The sequence below is a fragment of the Paraburkholderia sp. BL27I4N3 genome, assembly GCF_003386115.1.
Lineage (GTDB): Bacteria > Pseudomonadota > Gammaproteobacteria > Burkholderiales > Burkholderiaceae > Paraburkholderia.
Window position 1 is genome coordinate 7,004,733 of record NZ_QREJ01000001.1, and the last position, 24,304, is coordinate 7,029,036.

Genomic DNA, 24,304 nt, shown 5'->3' on the forward strand with positions numbered 1-24,304 from the left:
GCTGCCCCTCACCGCGCCCGTTGATTACCAGGTGAACCCGACCAGGTGTCAGCAACCATGTCGCGAACGTCTGACAGCAGCTCGTCGACGTCGTAGACCATCCCACCTCGAATGGTCTTCAACAGGCAACGCTTGAACTCAGGTCCGTTGGTGTCCTCGTTCAAGCGGACCGCACCGGTGCCGTAGAGCAGCTTGAAGTCGGTCAACGGATTCTGGTCATGGACGAGAATATCGCCCCGCTTGCCGACCTCAAGAGTACCTGCGTCAGCTTCGATGCCAAGAAGCTCCGCTGCATGCGAGGTCGCCGCGCGCAGAACTTCGAGCGGCGAGAAGCCGGCTTCCTGAAGCAGTTCGAGCTCGCGAACGTACCCGAAACCATAGACCTGATACATGAAGCCGGAGTCACTGCCCGCGCACACCCGGCCGCCGCGATTTTTGTATTCGTTCAGGAAGGCCATGAGGATGCTGAAGCTCTCCTTCCACTCGACCTCGTTCTTCACCGACCAACGGTAGAAGTACGCGCCATGACCGCCACGTTGCGGCTGGAAGTATTTCCACGTCGTGCTGTCCGTATACTCGTCGTGCCAGTCAGCACGACGCGCACGCATTAAATCGCGATTGCTGTCGTAGACGTTCATCGTCGGAACGAAGGTGTGCCCCGCTTCGAGGAATGCCTCGATGACCTCGTTCCACTTCGCGCTGCCGGGCTTCGCTGCCTGCAGAAATGTCTGACCGGCAGTGGCGAACCGCATGTACTCATCGTTGTAGTTGTAGTCGTCGTTCACTGATTGCAGCGTGCGGCCATCGAACAACGCCTCAGGAATTCCGTAGGCGTGCTCGGTGCTCGTCAGGCCCCAGCGCGCCGTGCGCAACGCGTTCATGCGCCCAACAGATAGCTGCGCGTGGTGGCAACAGGTCCGCAAACCGAGCTTTTTGCTCTCATCAAGAGCGGCTTCCATGATTGCCGGTGGAGCGCCGAAGAACTTAACACCTCGTGCGCCCTTTGCGTGGGCCATTCGAAGCCACTCCCGACCCTGCTCCGGCGTGAAGATAGTCTTCAGGTAGTCGTTGACTGCCGGGAAATAAACGTATGGGTACAGCGTCGGCGCGGCAATCTGGCCAGCATCAGCTGCCGCCGCCTGCTGCTGCGTCCACGCAAGCCCGTTCATCGTGCCTGCTTCGCGGACGCTCGTTACGCCATGGGCGAGCCAAAGCTTGTAGATGTAGTCAGCTGGCAGCATCTCGCCGTTTTCAGCGTGGAATGGCGTGCCGATGTGGGCGTGGCAATCGATGAAGCCCGGTGTGACGAACTTCCCAGAGCAGTCAATTTCATGGTCGCCAGCCGCGGGCCGACGAGCCGGGTTGATAGGTAGACCCGGTACACCGACGGCGGCTACGTGAGTGATGCGCCCGTCTTCGACCACGATGTCGGCCGGTCCCCAAGGAGGCGCTCCCGTACCATCGATGACCATTGCGCCGCGCAAAACGAGTCGAAGGAAGGGACCGGCGCCGCGGTTACGCTCTGTTGCCGCTTGCACTTGCCCCAAGCCTTTCTTTGCGAAACCGGCGACCATCTCTTCGCCGACTTCAATATCCGCACCAGGCGCGCTCATGCTGTCTCCTTTATCGAATTGCCCTTTTCAGGCTTTCGTCAATTCTCAGAATACTTTCGTGCCGGGGGCGACATCGCGCTCCGGCTTGAGATAAACAACTGCGCCGTCCGCGCCCTCGACGCCGAGCATCAGCACTTCAGACTTGAATCCGGCAATACGCCGGGCGCCCAAATTCACCGCGCAAATGACCATCTGACCGACAAGCTCTTCAGCTTTGTAGAGTGCTACGTATTGACCGCTGGTCGCGAGTTCACCCAGTTCACCGAAGTCAATCCAAATCTTGTAGGCAGGTTTGCGTGCTTCCGTGTTCAATTCAACGCGGGCGATGCGACCGGCGCGCATATCGACCATTGAAAACGCTTCGTAGGGGGTTGTATCGCTCATCTTGTGACAATAGAAAATTTGTTTCCAAAGCCCAGCGGGGTCTCGAGACAAAGCCGCAAACGGCTGATGTGGTTCGGTCGTTATGCCACCGAGTCCGCGTTCAGCATCTGTGCATCCTGAAGCTCGTCTGGATGCCTGTACCTGACCACGGGGAGCAGAGGTCCTTCGAGTTCCCCCTGGCAAACCCGCATGGCAGGTTGAGCATAGTCCAAAATCACGGGACGGAAATGTCGTGGCTCCGCCGCCGGCTCGATGACCGATGGCGCCGCCCCCGCGGCTACCGCTTCTTCGACTTGTTCGTCTAGCAGGGTCGCCGCGACATCGTCGATTAGCGGTCCAACGTCGGTTCGCTCATCAAGCGGGTCTCCGACACGTAACTGAGATACCCGGCTGATGAGCGCGGAGACGACCGAGTCCGCGATAGAATCGCGTACGTAAATACACGATACGCGCTCGGCTTCCGCTCGCAAAGGGGGAAAGAAGGCCCGCTGAATGATTGAGTCGCATACGGACTCGATGTCCGAGTGCTCGTCGACTGCAAGCGGAGACCGAGTGACCGTAGTCACTGTCACAGGCACTAATGCTTCGCCGCACGCACGCAGGATGTAGCTGCCTACCTCACGGCTTCCTCGAAACCGGACTTCGCTCACGTGAGAGTACATGAGTGCTGCACGTAGCATTCCAATCGCGTCAGTGGAAGGAACGACGCACAGCAATCCGTCGAGGTCGTCACCTTCGTTCCAAAGCGCGGCCAGCGATAACGAAGATAGCGGGGCTCGCGTAGAGGGCTTCACAAGCAACGCGCGGCCATTGCCTAGCGCCGCCACCGTCTCTGTTACCAATGACAAAACCGGGTCGCACCAATTCAAGATGCCAAATGTCACCTCCGCCGCTGTCCACTCCCGCGCCAGGGCTGCAACCGGGGCCGGACAGTAAAGGTCGAGAGTCGCTAGCGCCGTCAGCACCTCGATGCGAGCGAACCTGATTGGTTTGCCGGTCTCCAGGCTAATGGTGCGCGCCAGCTTCTCTCGCTGCACGGCAATTTTCTTCGCCCAGGTGCACAACCGCTCTTGAACGACACGTGTAGTGTGAAGCGTTCCTGCAGCGATAACAGCGCGTTCGAAACGCGCTGCAACGGTTCGGCAGTCGGTGTCGGGTGCGGTGCCAACCACCGAACCGTCGAACGGACTATTGATGTCAAAACGACGTGTAACGCCTGCTCGCGCGCCGAACGGATGCGCAAGCAGGCGTTGGGTGGCCTCGTCAAGCCGTCCGTCAAGCATCGCTTACGCGGCAGCTTTGGCCGCAGCGACGGCGCGACCGAACATGCCGAGCGCGTCTGAGACGTCTTGGTCGGACACAGTCAGGGGCGACAGGAAGCGAACGACGTTCCGGTCGACGCCGCACTTGATAATGAGCAGCCCTTCTTCGCGTGCCGCATCCAGAATGCGCTGAGTGAGCGCGCTGTCGGCCGTCTTTGCCTGAGCGTCAGAGACGAACTCAACGGCAACCATAGCACCGGTCTGACGGATTTCACCCATTTCCGCATGCTCGGCCTTGAGCTCTTCGAGGCCCGCGCGAAGTTGCTCGCCGATTTTGACGCTGCGCTCGAGGAGGTTCTCTTGCTCGAAGATGTCGAGCACTGCATTCGCAGCCGCACAAGCCAGCGGATTACCGCCATACGTGCCACCCAAACCGCCCGGGGTCGGTCCATCGATGATTTCGGCTCGGCCGACCACGCCGGAGATTGGCAGGCCGCCAGCAAGGCTCTTCGCCACCGTTACGAGGTCAGGTTGAATGCCGGAATGCTGGAAACCAAACATCTTGCCCGTGCGACCGAAGCCGGTTTGGATTTCATCACAAATCAGCACAATGCCGTGCTTCGTCGTGAGCTCGCGCAGCGCCTTCATGAACTCCGCCGGCGCGGCCAGGAAGCCACCGTCGCCTTGGACGGGTTCGAGAATAATCGCGGCGACTCGGTCCGGCTGGATTTGCGTATTGAAAATCGTCTCGAGTGCCTTCAGTGCGTCATCCGACGAGATGCCGTGGTACGCGTTGGGGTACGGCGCGTGATAGACGTCCGGCGCGAACGGTCCGAAGTTCTGCTTGTACGGTGCGCTCATGCCCGTCAGCGACATGCCGAGCAGCGTGCGGCCGTGGAAGCCGCCGCGGAATGCGATAACGCCCGGCCGATTCGTGTAACCGCGTGCAATCTTTATGGAGTTCTCGACCGCTTCTGCGCCCGTGGTCAGGAGCACCGATTTGTAACCTTGGCCAGGTGCCACGAGTTCGGAAAGACGCGCTGCCAGGCGGACGTACGGCTCATAGCTCACGACCTGGAAACACACATGCGAGAACGACTCAAGTTGCTGCTGCACCGCTGCGACAACCGCCGGATGGTTATGGCCGACGTTGAGAACGCCAATGCCGCCAACGAAATCGAGGAATTTGCGGCCAGTCTCGTCCCAGAGATAGGCGCCCGCTGCGCGGGTGGCGACAATCGGATGGGCGGTCGAGACTCCACGAGCCACGTACGTTTGACGAAGCGCAGCCGCGCTTTGCGACTTATCGAGATTTTTGTTCATGAATGACCTCCTGAGGTGAACCCATGGTAGGAAGCCACAAATGACGAGAACATCTACTTTAAGTAGGAATTTGCGAGCTGATTTTCAGTTATTTTGATGCAATTCCTACTTCGTGTACTAATCTTGAGGTTGTCGTTCCTACCAAACGTGGATGGTTATGCGATTTCTGGCTGGATTCAATGAGACACGGCTGGTTTCTCGAGGACCGAGTCGCCCCATTGAAAAGCGCTTGAACACGTATCGGGAGCGGAGATGAACACGGTAAATTTTGCAGCAAAGTATCAGGACGAGCGCACGGCACGACGGCGCGCCATCGTAGCGACGGTCTTAGGGAACGGCTTCGAATGGTTCGACTTCATGGTGTACGGCTTCTTTGCCATCACCATCGCGAAACTCTTCTTCCCGACAGGCAACGACCTCACCTCGCTGATGCTTTCGGTAGCAACATTCGGCGTCGGCTTCCTTGTGCGCCCATTTGGCGGCATTCTCATCGGCATCTATTCCGACCGCGCAGGCCGCAAAGCGGCGTTGTCGCTGACCATTCTATTGATGTGCGCGGGCACTGCAATCATTGGTCTGGCACCAACTTATTCCCAGATTGGCGCGGCGGCACCTTGCCTGATTGTCTTCGCGCGTCTTCTCCAAGGCTTCTCAGCCGGCGGCGAGATGGGTACGGCAACGGCATTTCTGACCGAACATGCCCCAAAAGGCAAAAAGGCGTATTACTCCAGCTGGATTCAGACAAGCATTGGCTTTGCGGTATTGCTCGGCGCATGTTTCGGGACCGGCATCACACTTGGCCTGTCGACCGCAGATATGGAAAGTTGGGGATGGCGCATCCCCTTCTTGTCGGGACTGCTCATCGGACCTATCGGCTTCTTTATTCGTCGGAACCTGGAGGAGACTCCGGTGTTCCTGGACGCAGAGAAGTCGAAAACTCCGCTTGGTGACGTTCTGCGTGACTATCCTTGGCAAGCGTTCGCGAGCTTCGCAATGGTCGTGCTGTGGACAGTTTGTATCTATGTGATTCTGTTCTACATGCCGACCTTCTCGGTCAAGGTATTGAAGCTTCCGCAATCAGCCTCCTTCATTGCGGCAATGGTCGGCGGTGGTGTCATCACGGTCTGTTCGCCGTTCACTGGCTGGTATTCAGACAAGGTTGGCCGCAAGTGGCTTTTGGGCGGTGCCTCAGCGGCAATGCTCGTCCTCGCATGGCCGCTGTTCGCAATGATTGTTAAGTCACCGTCGGTCGCAACTCTGTGCGTCTTCCAGGCCGTCTTTGGCGTGCTCATCGCGATTTACACCGGCCCCATCCTGGCTGCGTTGTCGGAAACGTTCCCGACAAAGGTGCTTTCGACGGGCCTTTCGGTCGCCTACAATCTCGCAGTCATGACATTCGGCGGTTTTGCATCGCTTATTCTCACGTGGCTCATCAGCACGACGGGAACGCCGATGGCACCTGCTATTTACGTTATCTTTGCCGCCACGTTCAGCTTACTCGGCGTCTTGTTCGGTTACCGACAGCCCAAAGAGGCTTAATTGATGCCGCGGTGTCAGGCTGATACCGCGGCGAAACTATTCGCCGCCATGAAGCTCGACACCGCCATCCGTGAGACTGTTTTACGTGAAGCTGAGGTCGTTGCTGGAGAAGAGAGTCTTCAGCGCGAGATTACCTGGGTTCACATGGTCGACCACCCAGACATCGTCAACTGGGTGAAGCCGGGCGAACTATTACTGACAACCGGCTATAACTGGCCGCGCGACGCAGAAACGTCGCGACGGTTAGTACGTGAACTGAGCGACGTTGGGCTGGCCGGCGTCGTCCTTGCGGTCCCTCAATTTCGAGACCACTTTCCTGAAGAAGCCATCAGCGAAGCTCGCAGCGTTGGCCTCCCTCTTCTCGAACTGCCGTGGGCCGTGCAATTCAGTCAAGTCACACACGAAATTCTCGCGAAGATAATCAACTTCCAGGCTGAACTTATCGAGCGGTCTGAACAGCTGCATCGAGCGTTGACCAACGCTGCGGTCACCGCCAAAAGCTTACGCGACATCGCAGAAACATTGCGAAAGCTCGTCGGCCGAGAAGTCGCGTTCACGAGCGTTTCTGGCGAAATCCTTGGCACATCAGTCGATGATGAAAATTCGCCGTTGCTGGAAGAGCAGTTTGTATCCTCTCTCTCGCAATCACCCGTCGACTCGAGAAGCGCGCAAAGGCCGACCCGCGTGAAATTCCAGACTGCGAACGGTGTTCTGTATCGACTTCGGTTGGCTGTCAGACTTCATGATTCGCTCGTCGCAGTAACTTGGCTCGACCTCGAAGGTGCGGAAGCCGATGAACTCGATACCCGCGCGATGGAGCATGCAAGCGTGGTGGCAGCTCTCCACCTGATGCACCAGCAGCAGCTCGCACAGCAAGAAGACCGCTTGGGCTATGCTCTCGTCGCTGGCCTTCTTGACGGCGAATTCACGGCCACACCCGCCGCGGTCGAGCGAGCGCGAGTCTGCGGCTGGAGTCAGACAAATCAATATCGAATCGGTCTCGTACTTTTAGACGAACCCATCCCGCTCACGACAGAAGGATTGAATCGTCGCGAGCGTTGGGTGGAATCTCTGAAACATCAGCTTCGGGCTACTGGCCAACCGGAACTGCTTGCAATATGGCTTAATCAGATTAAGTTCATTCTTCCGGCCGAGGCCTCGCCGGAGTCGTTGTGGGAAGCGGTGACCGACCACCGCGCCGCAATGGCAATCAGCCGTGTCCACACGGGCATCGATGGCATGGCCACTGGCTCGAAGGACGTTGATGCGTTGCTCCCAACGCTGCGCCCTGGCAGACTTCATCGTTTCGATGAAATTCTGTTCCCCCGCGCGCTGCTTGGCGATGCGAATGCGAGGGACATGCTCATCGAGCGCCTTGTCACGCCGCTGGTATCGCGGCCACGCGGCGAGTCTTTGCTCGAGACACTCTGCACGCTTGCCGATGAAGGGTTCCAATTAGTCAATGCGGCGCGCTCGCTTGGCATACATATCAGCACGATGAGATACCGCCTCGAAAAAATCGAGGAGGTTCTCAATGTGACGCTGGAAGACCCGAAGATTCGCTTCCAGGTTCAAGTCGCAATGGCACTGTATCGGCTTCGCGAAGATTGAGCCTCGCCTTCCTACTTTAAGTAGGAAGACTCCAGCCTTATGTCGCGTTTTAATTTGGAATGACGCGGGATTTCTTGGTCATCGTGTAGTTCGCGTTGGACCGCCTTCCCACCGCTCTCTCCGAAATTCGCGACCAAATGACTTCAAAATCGTCTTCCTCACGCCCGGACCTCAACAAGCTTCTCGCGCTTCAGCGGCAACTCGCAGAAACGACAGATGCTGAAATAAGGTTCGATGCAGGGTCCCGCGCGGCTTACGCGTCTGAGGCGTCGAACTACCGTCAGGTTCCTATCGGCGTCGTCCTTCCCCGCACGGTTGAAGACGTCGTCACAGTCATGCGTGCGTGCCATGACGCCGACGTTCCCGTGCTCACGCGCGGTGCCGGCACCTCAATGTGCGGGCAGGCCGTCAATGTCGCGGTCATCATCGATACCTCGCGCCACCTGACTCGAATCGAACAGCTGGATGCAAGCGCCCGTACCGCTGTCGTTCAACCTGGTGTCATCTGCGACCAACTGAAAAGCGCGGCAGCCCTTAAAGGCCTGACGTTCGGCCCAGACCCTGCAACTCACAGCCGCTGCACGATTGGTGGCATGGTCGGCAACAACTCGTGTGGCGCCCACTCGGTGATGGCAGGAAAAACTGCCGAGAACATCGAAGCCATGGAAATTCTCACCTACGACGGTGAGCGTTTCTGGGTTGGCCCGACCGACGAGGCGGCATATCAAGAGCACATCGCAGCAGGCGGTCGACGCGCAGAAATCGTGCAGGGGCTTCGAAACTTCGCCAATCGCCGTGCCGCTGAGATTCGCGCTGGCTTCCCCAAGCTCAAGCGCCGCGTTTCAGGCTATAGCCTCGACCAGCTCCTCCCCGAAAATGGCTTCAACATCGCCCGAGCATTGGTTGGCTCTGAAGGTACGTGCGTGTCTGTCTTGCGCGCCACGACGACGCTCGTGCGCAACCCAACCGCTCGCGTCCTGACCGTCTTCGGCTTTCCGACTATCTTCGATGCCGCGGACTGCGTACCGCAGTTGCTACCCCTTGAGCCCATCGCAATGGAAGGGCTCGACACTGGCATCGTCGGTGGCTTGCGTGAGCGAGGACTCGCGCTCGCCGATATTGCGGAACTGCCTGACGGCAACGCGTGGTTGATGGTCGAGTTTGGTACCGACAGTCGCGAATCGGCGGTCGCTCGTGCGCAAGCAGCAGCAGACCTGGCTTGTTCGCTACCCGGCCGGCCAAACGCGCGTGTGGTGTCCGACGCGGCAATGATGAAACGTCTTTGGTCCGTTCGCGAAACTGGCGCTTCGGCGACTTCGATTGGCGACGACCCGTCGAAGCCCGACCCAGTGGTCGGTTGGGAAGATGCTGCTGTGGAGCCACGCCTGCTCGGCGCGTACCTGCGCGAGTTCTCCGCATTGGTCGACCGCTATGGGTACACGACCAATATGTACGGTCACTTCGGCGACGGCTGTATCCATTCCCGCATCAACTTTGACCTGCGTAACGGACAGGGCATCCTCACGTGGCGCCAGTTCCTCGAAGAGGCTGCGAAGCTCGTGGTGAAATACGAGGGGTCGCTCTCAGGCGAGCACGGAGACGGTCAGGCAAAGGGCGAGTTGCTCTCGCTTATGTATTCGCCTGAGCTCATGGACGCATTCCGGGAGTTCAAAGCAATCTGGGACCCGAAAAACCGGATGAACCCCGGCAAGCTCATCGACGCGATGCCCGTTGATGAGAATCTCCGGCTTGGACCGACTTACCGTCGCGTCGACGTGCCGAGTCATTTCTCGTTCGGGAATTTGCAAAGTCCCGACACATTCGCTCGCGCTACTGAACGCTGCATTGGAATGGGCAAATGCCGGTCGCTCGAAGGCGGGACCATGTGCCCGAGCTACCGTGCTACACGCGAGGAGAAGTATTCGACGCGAGGCCGCAGCCGCTTGCTCTTTGAGCTGCTAAAAGGCGAAGTCATCACCGATGGATGGGACAACAAGGACGTCAAGGATTCCCTGGACAACTGCCTGGCCTGCAAAGGCTGCCGCAGCGATTGCCCGACGCACGTTGACCTGGCCAAATACAAGAGCCACTTCTTGTACCAGCACTACCAGCGGGCCAAACGTCCTTTGATGGACACGATGATTGGGCACATTGGCTCGTGGCTTCCTGTCGCCACGCGTATCAGCAGCGTCATCAACGCCGCTATGAAGATGCGCGCGTTCCGTGCGGTTTCGCAGAAGTTCGGGCTCGCCGCACATGTGAAATTCCCCGCCATCGCGTCGGAAGCGTTTCGAAACAGCGAGACCGCAAAGAGACTCCTTCGCGGCGTTAGCGGAAATCCAGGAGCAGCCAAATCCGTTCTGCTGTGGACCGACACCTTCAATAATGGCTTCTCCCCTGAGGTACTTCAGGCAACCGTGCGTGTCCTGAAGTCCTATGGCGTCGATGTCGAAATCATGAGCAAGCAGATTTGCTGCGGCCGCCCCTATTACGACGCAGGCATGCTAGACCACGCAAAACGAAACCTCGTGGAAATTATGACGGAATTGAAGCACGTTATCGCGCATCGAGTGCCGGTCGTAGTTCTGGAACCCAGTTGCCTGTCCGTGTTCCGCGATGAGCTTCGCTCTCTTTTCCCGGATGACAAGAATGCGGAAGCGCTGTCCGCATCCGTCAAAACTCTCGCTGAGTATCTCGAGTCGCAAGGATTTGAAGTGCCCACGCTGAATGAAACCGTCTACATCCATGGGCACTGCCATCAGAAGGCCTGTGGAGGCGTGAAAGCAGAGTCCCGACTCGTAGACACTGCTGCCGCATCTGGCGCTGTGCTGCAGACCGGCTGCTGCGGGATGGCGGGAGCCTTTGGCTATCACACGAAGACAGCAGACGTCGCGCGCGCCGTTGCCGAATCGGAACTCGTGCCGAAAATCGAGCCGCTCGAACAGGACTCGGTTCTGGTGACCGACGGCTTCAGTTGCCGCTCTCAGATTCGCAACACCACCGGCCGGAAAGCGATTCACCTCGCGCAGTGGCTCGACGAACGAGCAAAGAAGACCCCGGCATCTCAACCCGTTGAACCCTCAGCTCAGGAAGAAACAGTATGAATAGAAGAAACTTCGCGAGTGTTGCGTCACTGGGCGCAGCAGCCCTGCTGCTTTCTCGGACCAGCAACGTCGCTGCGGCCGGCGCGAACAGTGACCTTTCGACGAACCTCGCCAAAGCGGCTGCCGCAATTCACCGCGCTCCATCGAGGGACACCGCAATTCAGGGTTGGCTTGAAGTGGTCAAGTTGCGCCTGCCTTTCCTGCAAGCGACAGCGCTCGTATCTCGACCCCGCCCGGAGTCCCCGAAAGAGCTTGGTGCGGTCCGCCGCATTTTTTCCACCGTTCCTAGCGAATACCCGGTTGGCGGCTGGAAACAGCTCTCGGGGTCCGATTGGGCGCGTAAGGTGCTCGAGCGTGGTGAGGTTCTCGTGGCGAATTCCGACGAACAACTGGAACACTATTTCCCGGACCATGCGAAGTTGAAGTCGCTAGGAACAGCAACTCTGGTCAACATCCCTGTCGTTGTTTGCAACCGGACTGTCGGTGCCTTTGCCTTCATGTGCGCGGAAGTGGTCCCTGAAAAGGCAATCACAGAAGAGATTCGACTGCTGACCGCATTGACCGCACCGCTCTTCTCCGACGACCTGGTACCAGCCGCAAGCTGACCCGACAGCAGGATATGCCGCAGGGCCCGAAGTATCGACCGAGACACTCGCAAGGTAGCCCAGCCGCCGAAACCAAATGCTGCGGCACGCGGGTAGTCTTAGGTCAAGCAACAACTTATCAAGGATTTTTGAAATGTCACTAGCAACGCTAATTGACTCAGACCGCAAGCACCTTATCCATCCGGTGGCAAACTACCGCGCGCACGAAGCGCGAGGCGTCACCGTCTTGGAACGGGGTAAGGGCGCATGGCTGTACGACGCAAACGGAAACGAGCTGCTGGACGCCTTCGCGGGTCTCTGGTGTGTCAACACGGGATATGGTCACGACAGCATTGTGAAGGTCGCGTCCGAGCAGATGGCCAAGTTGCCGTATGCGACCGGCTACTTCCATTTCGGGTCCAAGCCCGCAATCGAACTCGCGCAGCGGCTCGTCAATATCTCGCCACGCAACCTCGAGCACGTCTACTTCTCACTCGGCGGGTCGGATGCGGTAGATTCTGCCCTGCGCTTCATTACGCATTACTACAACGCAACCGGCCGTTCGAGCAAAAAGCACTTCATCGCGCTGGAGCGTGGATACCACGGCTCCTCGTCGGTTGGCTCGGGTTTGACTGCAATCGGCAGCTTCCATCGGAACTTCGACGTTCCGTTGCCCACGCAACACCTTATTCCGTCTCCGTATCCGTATCGCAGCAGCACACCGGATGACGCACAAGCGATTATCGCGGCTTCGGTCAAAGCGCTTGAAGATAAGGTTGCACAGCTCGGAGCAGAAAACGTCGCGGCGTTCTTCTGCGAGCCCGTTCAGGGCTCCGGCGGTGTCATCGTCCCGCCCAAGGGCTGGCTCAAAGCCATGCGCGATGCGTGCCGCCGACTGGACATTCTCTTCGTCGCAGATGAAGTCATCACGGCATTCGGCCGTACCGGTCCGATGTTCTCGTGTGAGCACGAAGATGTCGAACCGGACCTCATGACTATTGCAAAGGGCCTCACGGCGGGCTACGCCCCGATGGGTGCTGTTCTGATGTCCGATGCTATCTATCAAGGTATCGCAGACGGGAGCAAGCCGGGTGAAGCTGTCGGTCATGGTCAGACGTACTCGGCCCATCCGGTGAGCGCAGCCATCGGCCTCGAGGTCCTCCGGCTTTACACCGAAGGTGGTTTGCTGGCGAATGGCCAAGAACAGGCACCGCGCTTTGCTGCTGGCCTCGATAGTCTGCTTGACCACACGCTTGTCGGTGACTCTCGGCATCTGGGCTTGCTGGGTGCGGTCGAACTTGTGTCGAACAAAGCAACACGGGCACGTTTCGACCCTTCGCTGCAACTCGCAGACCGCATTTTTGAAGCTGCGGGGCGTAACAAGATTATCTTCCGTGCTTTCGGCGACAACATCCTCGGCTTCGCGCCTGCACTCTGCTTCTCCGCGAACGAAGTCGACATCATGGTGGAGCGTGTGCGCAAGACGCTCGACGACGTTCTGGAAATCGCAGACGTGCGTCGCGCGCTGAAAGACTAACCAACGAAGTGCGAGTCCGCCAAAGCAGCGGCGGTGAACAGATTAATAGCGAAGGTATCTCTCATGGAACTGAAACTGAAGCGCGAAGAGCTTCTGCGTCGTCAAAATCTGATTGGTGGCGAGTGGACGGAAGCGGCCAACAATGCACGTTACCCGGTGACGAACCCTGCCACCGGTCAGGTCATCGTGGAAGTCGCCAATAGCAGCAAGGCCGACGCACGTGCCGCAACGGACGCGGCAGCGAAAGCGGCCAAAGACTGGCGCGAGCGTCTTCCGCGCGAGCGAGCTCAGATTCTCCAACGCTGGCACGCACTGATTGTCGCGAACACCGATGACCTCGCAGCCATCATGTCGATGGAGCAGGGAAAACCACTGGCCGAGGCCAAGGGCGAAGTTGCATATGGCGCCTCCTATGTCGCCTGGTTCGCTGATGAGGCAACGCGCATCTACGGCGACATTATCCCGCAGCAGCAACGTGGCAAGCAGATGCGCGCTGTCAAAGAACCTATCGGTATCGTTGCGGCCATCACGCCGTGGAACTTCCCTCTCGCGATGATTGCGCGAAAGATTGCGCCGGCGCTGGCAGCCGGTTGCACGGTTGTCGGCAAGCCCGCAGAAGACACGCCGCTGACGGCGCTTGCGCTGGCTGCTTTGGCACAAGAAGCGGGCGTGCCCGCCGGCGTGCTCAACATGCTCAGCGCCTCGCGTGACCAAGGTATCGAAGCGGTTGGCGACTGGCTCGCAGACGAACGAGTTCGGAAAATTACTTTCACGGGTTCGACGGCCGTCGGGAAGTATCTGGCTCGTGAGTCGGCTGGCACGCTCAAGAAGCTGTCCCTCGAACTTGGCGGCAATGCGCCGTTCATCGTCTTCGACGACGCTGACCTCGACGCTGCTGTCGTAGGCCTGATGGCGGCAAAGTTCCGCAATGGCGGTCAGACGTGCGTGTGCCCGAACCGAATCTACGTCCAAGCCGGCGTGTTCGACAAGTTCGCAGAGCTTCTTGCGGCGCGCGTGGGCGCTCTGAAGGTCGCGCCTGCCACCGACCCGCAAGCTCAAATCGGACCGATGATTAACGCGAAGGCCATCGACAAGATTGACCTGCATGTGTCCGATGCCGTGTCTAAGGGTGCCAAGGTCCTCACTGGCGGCAAGCGTCTCGCGGAAATGGGGCCGAACTACTACGCCCCGACCGTTCTCGCGCATGCGAACACTGAGATGCTGGTGACCTGCGAAGAGACTTTCGGCCCAGTCGCTCCACTGTACAGCTTTGACTCTGAGGAAGAAGCAATTCGCCTGGCCAACGATACGCCGTTCGGTCTCGCTGCCTACTTCTACACGCAGGACATGCGCCGTGCCGACCGCGTCTCACGCGCCTTGGAAGCAGGAGTTGTGGGCCTTAATGAAGGCGCAGTGGCAAGTGAAGCAGCGCCGTTCGGCGGTGTGAAGGAGTCGGGCTACGGACGCGAAGGTTCAAAGTATGGCCTAGATGATTACTTGTCCATCAAGTACATCTGCCAAGGAGGCCTTGAATAAGTCGTAGGCAGTTTTCTATTGGGCCATCGTCCGCAGGGACGATGGCCTTTTCCTTTTGACTGCTTCAGAACGCCTGCCGCACACCGACGCGAACGACCACCTGATTGCTTGTGCTCGACGGCGTCACGAACGCCATGGCAGCAACCGCTGATTTGCCCGTTGAATCTGTTCCGATGGCGTGTTCCCATGCCGCGATTGCGTAAAGCATCGTCCTCTTTGACAGGTCGTACTCTGCTCCGACGTTGACCTGGCTGTACTTCGCGCTCTCCGCCTTCGTGTAGTTGTATGCAGCGCCGACCATTACCGCGGGCGTGATTCTGTAGGTCGCGTTGGCCTCAATACTGTTGAAGGTCGCTGTACCTGAAAATGGAGTGGAACTTGTTGGTACCACGTCTTCGAATCGCGTGTTGGTGTATAGCACGCCAATTGTCGCATTGCCCACGGCGTAGTTGACGCCGGTCCCAGCAATCTGCAAAGTGTGCGCCGACACGTAACCACTGAATGTCGGGTTCGTGATGGGATTAGCGAAACTGGCGCCAGCCTGAGGATTTGCTGTTGCGTCGTAGAGCGATGTCGCAGGGTTGTTCAACCTCAGCAATGCGGCCGAGGCGCTGACAGGGCCGCCCGAATACGTCAGACTTAACCCTTCACCACGACCCTGCGAGAAGTTGCCTGCGACGCCACCCAGGCTGAAAAGCGCGCCAAGCTTGAGGCCGGCAAAATCCGGGGTGTAATACTTGATGGTGTTACTGACTGAGTAATCACCCCAGACATTATCTACGTCTCCGGCCCGCGTCGTGAGCACGCCACCAAACCTGAGCGATGAAGCAAGCGGCATCAGAGCGTCTGCGATGAGGTCGTACTGCCGCCCCAGTCGCAAGCTACCGAACGGTCCATTCAGCGCGACGTAGGCTTGCCGTCCGAACAGTCGACCGCCGTTGCCGAACTTCCCGGTATTCAAGTCAAATCCGTTCTCAAGGACGGTAACCGCGTCCAGCTGGCCACCGAGGTCTTCGACTGTGCGGAAGCCCCATTTGCTGCTGCCACGCCCGCCATTGACCATCTGGTAGTTGTGGGAGCCTGACTGGTTGTTCGTAAAAGAAAAGCTATCGTCGACGACTCCGTAGAGTGTCACAGAGCTTTGAGCAAAACACGTCGTTGCCCCGAAAAGCATCGCAGCGCACAGCACTGTCTTCTTCAATGTCCCCTCCGAATGGTATGAAACATCCGCCCGGCAGCGCGACCGATGAAGAACCGTCGATGTGATTTTCTGACTGCCGAGCTACCGGAGGTCAGTATTCCCGCAACTATTTTTGGCACCAATCGACGAAAGATAGGAAACCGATGCGCTGGGTTCGAACGTTTCGTACGTTGGCTGACGGCGGCCCGTTGAGTGCGCGGAATCTGTTACGGTTCTGCCGAGATACGACGCTGCGCTGGAGTGGGTGCTGCGGAGGTGTTGAAGAATTGAAGAGGCAAAGCGAGCTGAAGCAAAATCATTCAGTGCAGCAATGCTGCAAGCTCCGACGCACACCACTTCTGGAATGCGTTCGCACGACCGTAGTTCATGTGATAGCCGACGGCGACCACTGCTCGGTGGCTCAACAGACAGCCACGTCGCTCGTTGCGCTTGAGGTCCTTCTCCTCGTTGATTTCGCCGGAGGCGCCAACCTGCCACAGAAACTTGGCTGCGCGCTCAGGCCGGATGCCGAAGAGATGAGCAACCTGATGCAAGTCGAACCATGCAGCATGCTCGTTCAGCTTTCCATGAATTGACTTGCTGCTAGACGCACAGACATACCGGACTCTTGTCATCTTGCACACGCTCCATTAGTCATCGTCTTCAGATAGCAGCTTTTCGAGCGGTACAGACTGCTTGACGAAGGGAGACCGAATCACGATATAACTGAAGTATTTCTCGATTCCGATATTGCGGTCCACCAGCTTTTCGATGACCTCCTGATAGTGTCCGATGTTCTTGACGATGGACTTCAGCAGGTAGTCGTACCCACCACTGACAAGATGGCACTCTGTAATCTCATCAAAATCGCGCAGATTCGCCTCGAAGCGCGTGAAGTCTTCACGTCGATGGTCGCGCAACATGATTTCGGTAAACACGGTGACCGTACTGGTCAGCTTGGCCAGATTTAGATGAGCTCCGTAACCCGAGATGATTCCCGCGGCTTCGAGGCGCTTCACGCGTTGCAGACAAGGGCTTGCCGACAAGCCGACAGCAGTGGCCAGGTTGGCGTTCGTCATATTGCCGCTCTTCTGCAGTTCGGCAAGAATCTTGATGTCTGTCCGGTCAAGCTTTTGTCGCATATCGTGCTTGTTCGAATTGCTGGGTGTCAATCGAAGACGACGTTTCTGTCAGCGAGCCAGGTCCTCGTGGTGCGCCTTGACCAGTTGTGCCATGCTCGTGAACTTGTAGTCAACGGATGGCTCGGCCGAGTATTTCACGTTCGCGCCAGCTCCGCGCTGCTCATAGCGTCGCTGAATCCAGCACGAATGAAGCTGCAGTTCGCTCGCAGGTTGATGGTCATGGTATACGCTATCCGCCACATGCAGTGTATCGTCCTTACCAATGCCCATCGACGCGAGCGTAGAGAACAAATATTCGAAGTTGTTCCGCGAAGGCTTGTACGAACCGACGTCCTCAGCCGTCACGATGGCGTCAAAGTCAACAGCGAGTTTTTCATTTGTGGTCCTGAAGCTGCGGTTGTCTACATTGGAGACGACAACCAGCTTGAAGTATTTCTTCAGATATTGCAGCGTACTTGGCGAGTCTGGGAATACAGGCCAATCTCCGACTGAGGCACCGTACGCGACCGCTTCTTCCCAGCGATACGCCACCCCCCATTCCTCTGCCAGCCGTTTGAAGACTACCTGAAGCACGCGGTCATACGGCATGGTCGGCGTGATTTTCTGCTGATACGACTCGTGGCGGGCGTGGGCTTCAAGAATCTCATCGCGTGTAAGAGGCTCGGCGACTCGGGACGCCAACGCCGACAGACCTGATGCGATACCCGACTCCCAATCAATGAGAGTTCCGTAGCAGTCAAATGTGAATGCCTTGAAATCCGTCAATGCCACAACGCCCCCTGTTTCAGTCGCCTGCAATCAATCTTAGCCGCCCCAATGGTCTCGTCTGCCTCGACCGCGTAAAAGCGGCGCCCAGCGCCAAGGCCAACGAGAGTCCATTGTCTTACTTATTTGCCAGTTCTTCCTGGTGCGCCTTAGCGAGGTCCGCCATGCTGTTGAAGCGGAAGTCGATGTTGGGTTGCGAGCCCGGGTTCATCGTCGCGCCGAAGCCCGGCTGCGAATGACGGCGATAAATCCAGCACGACGTCAGTCCGAATTCGTTCGCAGGCTTGTGGTCATGGAAGAGACTTTCTGCCGTGTGCAGAATCTTTTCCTTTTTGATGCCACGGTCACCGAGCTTTTCGAGCATGTATTCGAAGTTGCGCGGCGACGGCTTGTAGGAACCCACATCTTCCGCGGTGATGATGGCGTCGAATTCGACCTTCAGTTTAGCGTTGCTGTAGGTGAAGCTCTCGTTGTCGATGTTCGACAGGATGACGAGCTTGAAATGCTTCTTCAGGTATTGGAGTGCCTCTGCGCTGTCTTCGAATGCCGGCCAGTTCTGGACCGAGCGACCATAAGCGACGCATTCGTCGTGCGTGAACGGCAGACCCCATTCCTCGGCCAGACGCTTGTAGACGATGGGCAGCAACTCTTGATAGCGCTTCGCCGGCGTGTACTTCTGCTGCGACGACTCGTGACGGGCATGCGCCTCCAGCACCTGGTCTCGCGTGATTGGGGTCTTAGCCCGGTCCAGCAAAGTTTTCAGGCCCTGGAAGATTCCGCTCTCCCAGTCAATCAAGGTGCCGTAGCAGTCGAACGTAAGGGTGTTGAAGTCGGTCAGGTTCACGGGTTACTCCTCTCATGTGTCCAGTTGGAGAGGACAGTTTATTGAGCACCGGCAGCAAGCAGAACTTTAATCGATGGACCGAAAAGCAACTTTCACCGTTCAGACCTCGGACGGCAGCAGTTTCTGCTGCCTTTTCCTGTTCGCTCCAGAGCGTAAGCGTTTTCCCTACCCGCAGGTCAAAAAAATATTGGGACAGTCTCAGCATGCGAACCTGGCCTCATTCATCTGTCGCGCTCCCATCCCCCGAGTTTTTCGCGCTCCCTGTTCGACAAGTACGAAACGCGAGCGAGCTTTCCATACGTTCAAGGGGAAGACAACCGCCATCGAATATTGCAGATTCGGGTCATTTTGGAGGAACCAAGATGACTGCTATCGGCGTGGCCGTAACTGTCTTGATGTGGAGCACCCTCGCGACCAGCGTTGACCTTTTGCATGGCGCGCCTACCTTGTTCGTCAACGGCGTCGCACTGACAATTGGCGGCATCATCGGTCTACCGTGGGTGCGTCATTGGAAAATGCCGCTGGCGCTCCTCCTCGCCGGCAGCGGTCTGATGTTCGCTTACCACGTCGTCTATTTTTATGCGCTGCAGCTTGGTGACCCAATCGGCGTGAGCCTTGTGCATTATCTTTGGCCAATCATCATCGTGTGCATAACCGGCCGGATGGCACCCGCAGAGCAGAAACCCCGCTTCCTGTTCGCGAGCGCCTTCCTTGGCTTTGGAGGAGCGGCCGCCGCCTGCTGGTCGGTCCAAGAACCTCATATGTCGCACGACGGCCCAGCTTCGATGAGTTCGTACGTGACGAAGGAAGCTTTCGCTTATCTGCTCGCGCTTCTGTCAGCATTTGCGTGGGCCGCGTACTCGGTACTCGGTAAGCGATTCAACTCGCTTTCAAGCCTGTCGGTCGGCGCCTTTTCGCTTCCTGCAGGATTGGCGTGCCTCGCGTTGTACTTCCACACCGGCAACTGGCCACGGTTGCCTGCGCAAGACTGGCTCGTTCTGGTGTACATGGGCCTCGGCCCTATGGGTGCAGCGTTTTACTTGTGGGATTTTGCGATGAAAAAAGGCAATACAGGCCTAACCACGGCGTTGAGCTACGCCACGCCCGTGCTCTCAACCATTTTCCTTGCACTGCATTCTGCGCATCCCCTGCCGCCTACCTTATGGCTGGGCGTTGCAATGGTCACTGCGTCCATTGTCATGTCCCGTGCTCGACGGCGGCTGCACCCGACCAAAACGTCCGCGGAAGCGCGGTCGAGCGTGTCGGCGGTGAATCGCTGAGTCGACTGCGATGCATCCGGTCGCGTCGCTGTTCCGGACCACAACGGGGAATGCCGGAGACGCGATTGACCTCTCACAAATTGACGACTCGCAAACTCGACGTTGCGGGGATGTCGCGGCATCGTAGGTCTCCCGGCAGTCAATCCCGCATCCTCTTCAAAATCATCACAACGCGGGTTTTTTCCTACTTTCGATAGGTTGTCCGGAGACCAAGGCTGAATTAGTCTGGTCGCTCATCAGTCTAAAACCTTGGAGACATAATGCGCCTGACCATAACAATGGCTGTTTTAACGGCCGCCGGCTTCGTCGCTTCAGCAAACGCACAAACCGTCGTCACCATCGGTCACTCGGCTCCGCTTACGGGACCGCAGGCGCCAAACGGAAAGGACAATGAGAACGGAGCGCGTCTCGCAATCGACGAGCTGAACAAGGCCGGCGTCAGTGTCGGCGGTCAAAAGGTGACCTTCAAACTGGACTCAGAGGACGACCAGGCTGACCCAAAAGTCGGCGTTCAGGTAGCGCAAAAAATGGTCGACAGCGGCGTGGTTGCAGTGATGGGTCCGTACAACTCGGGCGTGGCTATCCCGGCTTCAAAGGTGTACAACACGGCGGGAGTTCCGATGCTGCCTGTTGCCTCAAATCCTGCACTGACCAAGCAAGGCTTCAAGAACATCTTCCGCATTGGCGCAAGTGATGAGCAGCTGGGCGGCACAATGGGACAATTCGCAGCCAAGACTTTGAAGGCGAAGACCGCCGCAGTCATCGACGACCGTACGGCGTACGGTCAAGGGGTTGCTGAGCAGTTCGTGAAGGAAGCCAAAGCCAACGGAATCCAAATCGTCGACCAGCAATTCACCAACTCGTCGGCGACTGACTTCCTCGGCATTCTTACCAGCATCAAGTCCAAAAACCCTGACGTTATTTTCTTCGGTGGCTATGCCTCGCAAGGCGCGCCGATGGCGAAGCAAATGAAAGGGCGTGGCTTGCGCGCCAAGCTGCTCGGTGGCGACGGTATCTGTTCGGCCGATATGGGCAAGGTTGCGGGCGATGCGGCGTCGATTGTCTACTGCGCGCAAGGCGGTACATCGTTGGATAAGACGCCAGCAGGCCGCGAATTCCTGCAGAAGTACAAGGCTGCCTACAGCACCGATACGCAGGTATACGCAGTTAGCTACTACGACGGCGTCAAACTGCTAGCCGATGCAATGGTCAAGGCTGGCACCACGACCGATAAAGCGAAGATTATTGGCCAGCTAGCCAAGACCGACTACAAGGGCGTGGCTGGAACGTACTCGTTCGACGCCGACGGCGACCTGAAGGGCGCACCAACAACCGTGTATGTTATCAAGAACGGCCTGCCGGTACCCTACGGTCAATGAATGCGCGCAGTGACGAATCCATGAAAATCACCCGCACCATTTCCACTGTCGAAGTCCATACCGGCGGAGAGGCTTTCCGCATCGTCACGAGCGGGCTTCCGCGTCTGCCTGGCGACTCCATCGTAAAGCGCCGCGCATGGCTAAAAGAGAACGCAGACGACATTCGCAAAGCGTTGATGTTCGAGCCGCGCGGCCATGCAGACATGTACGGTGGGTACCTAACGGAACCAGTCAGCGCCACGGCCGACTTCGGAATCATCTTCCTCCACAACGAGGGATACAGCGACCACTGCGGACATGGCGTTATCGCGCTGTCCACCGCGGCAGTCGAGCTGGGCTGGGTCCAACGCCAGATTCCTGAAACGCGAATCGGTATTGATGCACCGTGCGGCTTCATCGAAGCGTTCGTGCAGTGGGATGGCGAACATGCCGGCACTGTCCGCTTCGTGAACGTCCCTTCGTTCATCTGGAAGCGCGATGCAATGGTTGAGACGCCATCCTTCGGCACGGTCCGGGGCGACATCGCTTTCGGTGGTGCGTTCTACTTTTACACCGACGGGGCACCTCACGACCTGCAGATTCGAGAATCCTCGGTCGAAGCCCTGGTCCGCTTCGGCGCAGAGGTGAAGGAGGCAGCAAACAAAGCTTTCCCGGTTGAGCATCCGGACATCCCGCAAATCAATCACATCTACGGCACCATCATTGCCAATAAGCCGCGGCATGAAGGTTCGACACAAGCGAACTGCTGCGTGTTTGCTGACCGGGAAGTGGACCGCTCTCCTACCGGCTCGGGCACAGGCGGACGTGTCGCTCAGCTGTACCTGCGTGGCGAACTCGGCAAGGACGACACTCTGGTGAATGAATCCATCATCGGGACTGTGTTCAAAGGTCGCGTGCTCGGCGAAACTACCGTTGGTGATTTCAAAGCAGTGGTTCCGGAAGTCGAAGGCAAGGCGTATGTCTGCGGCTTTGCACAATGGATTCTCGATGAGCGTGACCCCTTGACGTACGGATTCCTCGTTCGATAAACGACTCCTTGCAGTACCAGTTAGCGCGGAAAGCTGCGACGCAGCATCCGCGCCTTTTTTCGCGCGTTGAAAAAGCACCTTGCGCCGATGGCATTTCTGCCCTCACGCGACAGTGTGCGGCGCCTCCTGTCCTCCGACCCTGAGGTCAACCTATTTCACTGGCGCTCAACACATCGAGGCGTCTCTGGAAAACGGATGCCGCAACTCAAGAAGCGAGTTGAGTTACTAGAAATTTCCTGGCAACTCAGCCGCCACCAACGATGGGGAGACGAGTGGAAGGACAACAAGTCGTTCCGGCGCGGTCACGAAGTGTTGAGAGGCGGACACCACCACGAACAACAACACGTCATACGCAGAAATTGTCCACCACCCGGACTTGTCAAAAATCGACCCGCAAGTGAACCAGCACCGAGCCGCCCCGTTCAAAGCGCAATCAGATGTAGTGACGCGACCGCCAATCTGACGGAAATCTCACTGATAACAATTGCGATACCGACACTGAACCGCCCGCGTGTTCGGCTCGACTAAATAGCCACGTCGAGGTCGGTGCGTGGACGTATTGCTCCGCTAAGTCTCCGCGTGACTCTGGCGCTCTTATGGTGGCTACCTTAGCGGGAGCTGACGGAAACGCTTGTAGTCATCGAAAGCTCTCGCGCCTTTCGATAGGAACGGTTTAGCAGCGATGCTACGACGACGACGAGCGCCAATGCGCCGGTTGCCGCCACTTCCACTCTCTGGCCATCGCGCAAGAACATCGAAACGAGAACACCGCAAATGAGCAGAATTACGCCACGAGTCAACCACGGGAAGCACCACATTTTCAGGTGAATAGTATCCCCCCGCGCTTCGAGAATTGAGCGCATGCGCAACTGAGAAACCGCAATTACCAAGTAGACGAGTAAAGCAATTGCTCCCGAAGTGGCAAGTAGGAAGTTGAAAACGTAGTCAGGCATCATGTAATTCGCAATCACCGTCAGGAACCCGAATGCGGTGGAAGCGAACACTGCAGCTCGTGGTGTGCCCGCGACATCCGTTCGTTGCAAACCCGTTGGCGCATCGCCGCGCTTCGACAGCGAGAAAAGCATCCGTGATGCCGTGTACAGGGCCGAGTTCAGGCAGCTTGCTACCGAAACGAGCACGACGACATCGATGATGGCCTTCGCGTGCGCAATTCCGACCAGCTCCATTGCACGTTGATATGAACCGTGTGACGGAAGCAAAGCGTCATTCCAGGGCACGATGGCCGAAACGATGAGAATCGAGCCAAGATAAAACAGCGAAATGCGCCAGATTACGGAGTTCGTGGCGCGTACGATTTGTCGCTTCGGATTGTCGGATTCGGCTGCCGCAATCGTCACGATTTCTGTTCCCATAAACGAGAACATGACCGTCAGCATCGCGGAAAACACTGCTCCGATTCCGTTCGGCATGAAGCCGCCGTTATTAAAAAGCCGAGCTGCGCCGGATACGTTTGAGTGCGGCACGACGCCGACAATCGCGGCAAAGCCCACGCACAGAAAGATGGCGATAGCGACGACTTTAGTCAGCGCAAACCAGAATTCGAACTCGCCGTAATTTTTTACAGACAAGAGGTTTGTCACTGTCAACACCGACGTAATGCCCAGAGCAAAGACCCACGTTGCAATCCCTGGATACCAAGCGTTCAGAATTGTCGCGGCCGCAGTCGCCTCAATCGGAATAACGAGCACCCAAAACCACCAGTACAACCAGCCGATAGTGAATCCAGCCCAATGGCCGATTGCGCGGTCAGCGTATGTTGAGAAAGACCCACTGTCGGGATGTGCTGTCGCCATCTCGCCCAGCATCCTCATCACGAGGACGACGAGCGTTCCCGTTATCGCATAGGCAATCAAGGCCGCGGGACCCGCTGCCGCGATGGCGTGTCCGGACCCGACGAATAGACCCGCGCCGATGACCCCCGCGATTGACATCATCGTTACGTGGCGTTGCTTGAGACCAGTGCTAAGTCCCGCTTCGTTTCGCAAACTCATTTCTCCTCCAGGTTAAGGACTGTGACTTGACCATCTCAGTTGCGGAACTCGACCCGGTTCCTGTTATTCACCGTGAGACGGAGTGTGGATGTATGCCGAACGCCAGATAACCCGCACCTACACGACCGAGATAGATAGGCAGCACCAGAGTTGTCGGACCGTCTACGTTCGCTGATGTAAT

The 24,304-nt window shown here is 57.7% G+C and carries 19 protein-coding genes; 9 read left to right on the top strand and 10 right to left on the bottom strand.

The window, feature by feature from the left end:
• Positions 1 to 8: 8 nt before the first annotated feature.
• The 4 genes from B0G71_RS31850 to gabT form a co-directional block, all read right to left on the bottom strand.
• Positions 9 to 1,613 (bottom strand): amidohydrolase family protein, encoded by a 1,605-nt coding sequence (locus B0G71_RS31850; RefSeq protein ID WP_116146818.1) that lies wholly within the window; start codon positions 1,611 to 1,613, stop codon positions 9 to 11.
• Positions 1,614 to 1,658: 45 nt separating this feature from the next.
• Complete coding sequence (locus B0G71_RS31855; protein ID WP_116146820.1) at positions 1,659 to 1,997, bottom strand: tRNA-binding protein; 339 nt, start codon at positions 1,995 to 1,997, stop codon at positions 1,659 to 1,661.
• Positions 1,998 to 2,077: 80 nt separating this feature from the next.
• Positions 2,078 to 3,280 carry an aldehyde dehydrogenase family protein gene (locus B0G71_RS31860; protein ID WP_116146822.1) on the bottom strand — a complete coding sequence of 401 codons (1,203 nt, stop codon included), beginning with the start codon at positions 3,278 to 3,280 and terminating at the stop codon, positions 2,078 to 2,080.
• 3 nt (positions 3,281 to 3,283) lie between these two features.
• The gene (gabT, locus tag B0G71_RS31865; protein WP_116146824.1) at positions 3,284 to 4,582 is read right to left on the bottom strand and encodes a 4-aminobutyrate--2-oxoglutarate transaminase; all 1,299 of its coding nucleotides are present in this window, start codon (positions 4,580 to 4,582) and stop codon (positions 3,284 to 3,286) included.
• 252 nt (positions 4,583 to 4,834) lie between these two features.
• Here gabT and B0G71_RS31870 point away from each other — a divergent pair, with 252 nt between their 5' ends.
• The 6 genes from B0G71_RS31870 to B0G71_RS31895 all read left to right on the top strand — a co-directional run bounded on the left by B0G71_RS31870 (position 4,835) and on the right by B0G71_RS31895 (position 14,493).
• Positions 4,835 to 6,121: an MFS transporter gene (locus B0G71_RS31870; RefSeq protein WP_116146826.1), complete on the top strand. Its 1,287-nt coding sequence runs from the start codon at positions 4,835 to 4,837 to the stop codon at positions 6,119 to 6,121.
• A 48-nt stretch (positions 6,122 to 6,169) separates the two neighbouring features.
• Complete coding sequence (locus B0G71_RS31875) at positions 6,170 to 7,732, top strand: PucR family transcriptional regulator (protein ID WP_116149053.1); 1,563 nt, start codon at positions 6,170 to 6,172, stop codon at positions 7,730 to 7,732.
• Between the two features lie 137 nt (positions 7,733 to 7,869).
• On the top strand, positions 7,870 to 10,836 hold the full coding sequence (locus B0G71_RS31880) for an FAD-binding and (Fe-S)-binding domain-containing protein (protein WP_116146828.1): 2,967 nt from the start codon (positions 7,870 to 7,872) through the stop codon (positions 10,834 to 10,836).
• Entirely contained in the window at positions 10,833 to 11,441 is a 609-nt protein-coding gene (locus B0G71_RS31885; RefSeq protein WP_116146830.1) for a hypothetical protein, read from the top strand. The genes B0G71_RS31880 and B0G71_RS31885 overlap by 4 nt, the downstream gene beginning before the upstream one ends.
• Positions 11,442 to 11,574: 133 nt before the next feature.
• Complete coding sequence (locus B0G71_RS31890; protein WP_116146832.1) at positions 11,575 to 12,957, top strand: aspartate aminotransferase family protein; 1,383 nt, start codon at positions 11,575 to 11,577, stop codon at positions 12,955 to 12,957.
• 63 nt (positions 12,958 to 13,020) lie between these two features.
• The gene (locus B0G71_RS31895; RefSeq protein WP_116146834.1) at positions 13,021 to 14,493 is read left to right on the top strand and encodes an NAD-dependent succinate-semialdehyde dehydrogenase; all 1,473 of its coding nucleotides are present in this window, start codon (positions 13,021 to 13,023) and stop codon (positions 14,491 to 14,493) included.
• Between the two features lie 64 nt (positions 14,494 to 14,557).
• On the opposite strand, the gene B0G71_RS31900 is transcribed toward B0G71_RS31895, so the two are convergent.
• The 5 genes from B0G71_RS31900 to B0G71_RS31920 all read right to left on the bottom strand — a co-directional run bounded on the left by B0G71_RS31900 (position 14,558) and on the right by B0G71_RS31920 (position 18,424).
• Positions 14,558 to 15,694: a porin gene (locus B0G71_RS31900; RefSeq protein WP_258875702.1), complete on the bottom strand. Its 1,137-nt coding sequence runs from the start codon at positions 15,692 to 15,694 to the stop codon at positions 14,558 to 14,560.
• 299 nt (positions 15,695 to 15,993) lie between these two features.
• Positions 15,994 to 16,308, bottom strand: coding sequence for a hypothetical protein (locus tag B0G71_RS31905; RefSeq protein ID WP_147308724.1), 315 nt, complete (start codon positions 16,306 to 16,308; stop codon positions 15,994 to 15,996).
• A gap of 15 nt (positions 16,309 to 16,323) precedes the next feature.
• Positions 16,324 to 16,815 carry an Lrp/AsnC family transcriptional regulator gene (locus tag B0G71_RS31910; protein ID WP_116146838.1) on the bottom strand — a complete coding sequence of 164 codons (492 nt, stop codon included), beginning with the start codon at positions 16,813 to 16,815 and terminating at the stop codon, positions 16,324 to 16,326.
• A 48-nt stretch (positions 16,816 to 16,863) separates the two neighbouring features.
• On the bottom strand, positions 16,864 to 17,586 hold the full coding sequence (locus B0G71_RS31915) for a haloacid dehalogenase type II (RefSeq protein ID WP_116149057.1): 723 nt from the start codon (positions 17,584 to 17,586) through the stop codon (positions 16,864 to 16,866).
• 112 nt (positions 17,587 to 17,698) lie between these two features.
• Entirely contained in the window at positions 17,699 to 18,424 is a 726-nt protein-coding gene (locus B0G71_RS31920; RefSeq protein ID WP_116146840.1) for a haloacid dehalogenase type II, read from the bottom strand.
• Positions 18,425 to 18,786: 362 nt separating this feature from the next.
• Between B0G71_RS31920 and B0G71_RS31925 the strand changes: the two genes are divergently transcribed.
• From B0G71_RS31925 to lhpH, 3 genes are all read left to right on the top strand, one after another.
• Positions 18,787 to 19,704, top strand: a complete 918-nt coding sequence (locus B0G71_RS31925) for a DMT family transporter (RefSeq protein ID WP_181916851.1) — start codon at positions 18,787 to 18,789, stop codon at positions 19,702 to 19,704.
• A 260-nt stretch (positions 19,705 to 19,964) separates the two neighbouring features.
• Positions 19,965 to 21,083: a branched-chain amino acid ABC transporter substrate-binding protein gene (locus tag B0G71_RS31930; protein WP_116146844.1), complete on the top strand. Its 1,119-nt coding sequence runs from the start codon at positions 19,965 to 19,967 to the stop codon at positions 21,081 to 21,083.
• Between the two features lie 20 nt (positions 21,084 to 21,103).
• Positions 21,104 to 22,111, top strand: a complete 1,008-nt coding sequence (lhpH, locus tag B0G71_RS31935; RefSeq protein ID WP_116149058.1) for a trans-3-hydroxy-L-proline dehydratase — start codon at positions 21,104 to 21,106, stop codon at positions 22,109 to 22,111.
• 608 nt (positions 22,112 to 22,719) lie between these two features.
• Here lhpH and gabP read toward each other — a convergent pair.
• Positions 22,720 to 24,123: a GABA permease gene (gene gabP, locus B0G71_RS31940; protein ID WP_116146846.1), complete on the bottom strand. Its 1,404-nt coding sequence runs from the start codon at positions 24,121 to 24,123 to the stop codon at positions 22,720 to 22,722.
• Positions 24,124 to 24,304: the final 181 nt, after the last annotated feature.

Bases quoted from the DNA above. Each gene is read 5' to 3' on its own strand.
- B0G71_RS31850 (WP_116146818.1), bottom strand. From the start codon at position 1,613: ATGAGCGCGCCTGGTGCGGATATTGAAGTCGGCGAAGAGATGGTCGCC.
- B0G71_RS31855 (WP_116146820.1), bottom strand. From the start codon at position 1,997: ATGAGCGATACAACCCCCTACGAAGCGTTTTCAATGGTCGATATGCGC.
- B0G71_RS31860 (WP_116146822.1), bottom strand. From the start codon at position 3,280: ATGCTTGACGGACGGCTTGACGAGGCCACCCAACGCCTGCTTGCGCAT.
- gabT (WP_116146824.1), bottom strand. From the start codon at position 4,582: ATGAACAAAAATCTCGATAAGTCGCAAAGCGCGGCTGCGCTTCGTCAA.
- B0G71_RS31870 (WP_116146826.1), top strand. From the start codon at position 4,835: ATGAACACGGTAAATTTTGCAGCAAAGTATCAGGACGAGCGCACGGCA.
- B0G71_RS31875 (WP_116149053.1), top strand. From the start codon at position 6,170: ATGAAGCTCGACACCGCCATCCGTGAGACTGTTTTACGTGAAGCTGAG.
- B0G71_RS31880 (WP_116146828.1), top strand. From the start codon at position 7,870: ATGACTTCAAAATCGTCTTCCTCACGCCCGGACCTCAACAAGCTTCTC.
- B0G71_RS31885 (WP_116146830.1), top strand. From the start codon at position 10,833: ATGAATAGAAGAAACTTCGCGAGTGTTGCGTCACTGGGCGCAGCAGCC.
- B0G71_RS31890 (WP_116146832.1), top strand. From the start codon at position 11,575: ATGTCACTAGCAACGCTAATTGACTCAGACCGCAAGCACCTTATCCAT.
- B0G71_RS31895 (WP_116146834.1), top strand. From the start codon at position 13,021: ATGGAACTGAAACTGAAGCGCGAAGAGCTTCTGCGTCGTCAAAATCTG.
- B0G71_RS31905 (WP_147308724.1), bottom strand. From the start codon at position 16,308: ATGACAAGAGTCCGGTATGTCTGTGCGTCTAGCAGCAAGTCAATTCAT.
- B0G71_RS31910 (WP_116146838.1), bottom strand. From the start codon at position 16,815: ATGCGACAAAAGCTTGACCGGACAGACATCAAGATTCTTGCCGAACTG.
- B0G71_RS31925 (WP_181916851.1), top strand. From the start codon at position 18,787: ATGACTGCTATCGGCGTGGCCGTAACTGTCTTGATGTGGAGCACCCTC.
- B0G71_RS31930 (WP_116146844.1), top strand. From the start codon at position 19,965: ATGCGCCTGACCATAACAATGGCTGTTTTAACGGCCGCCGGCTTCGTC.
- lhpH (WP_116149058.1), top strand. From the start codon at position 21,104: ATGAAAATCACCCGCACCATTTCCACTGTCGAAGTCCATACCGGCGGA.
- gabP (WP_116146846.1), bottom strand. From the start codon at position 24,123: ATGAGTTTGCGAAACGAAGCGGGACTTAGCACTGGTCTCAAGCAACGC.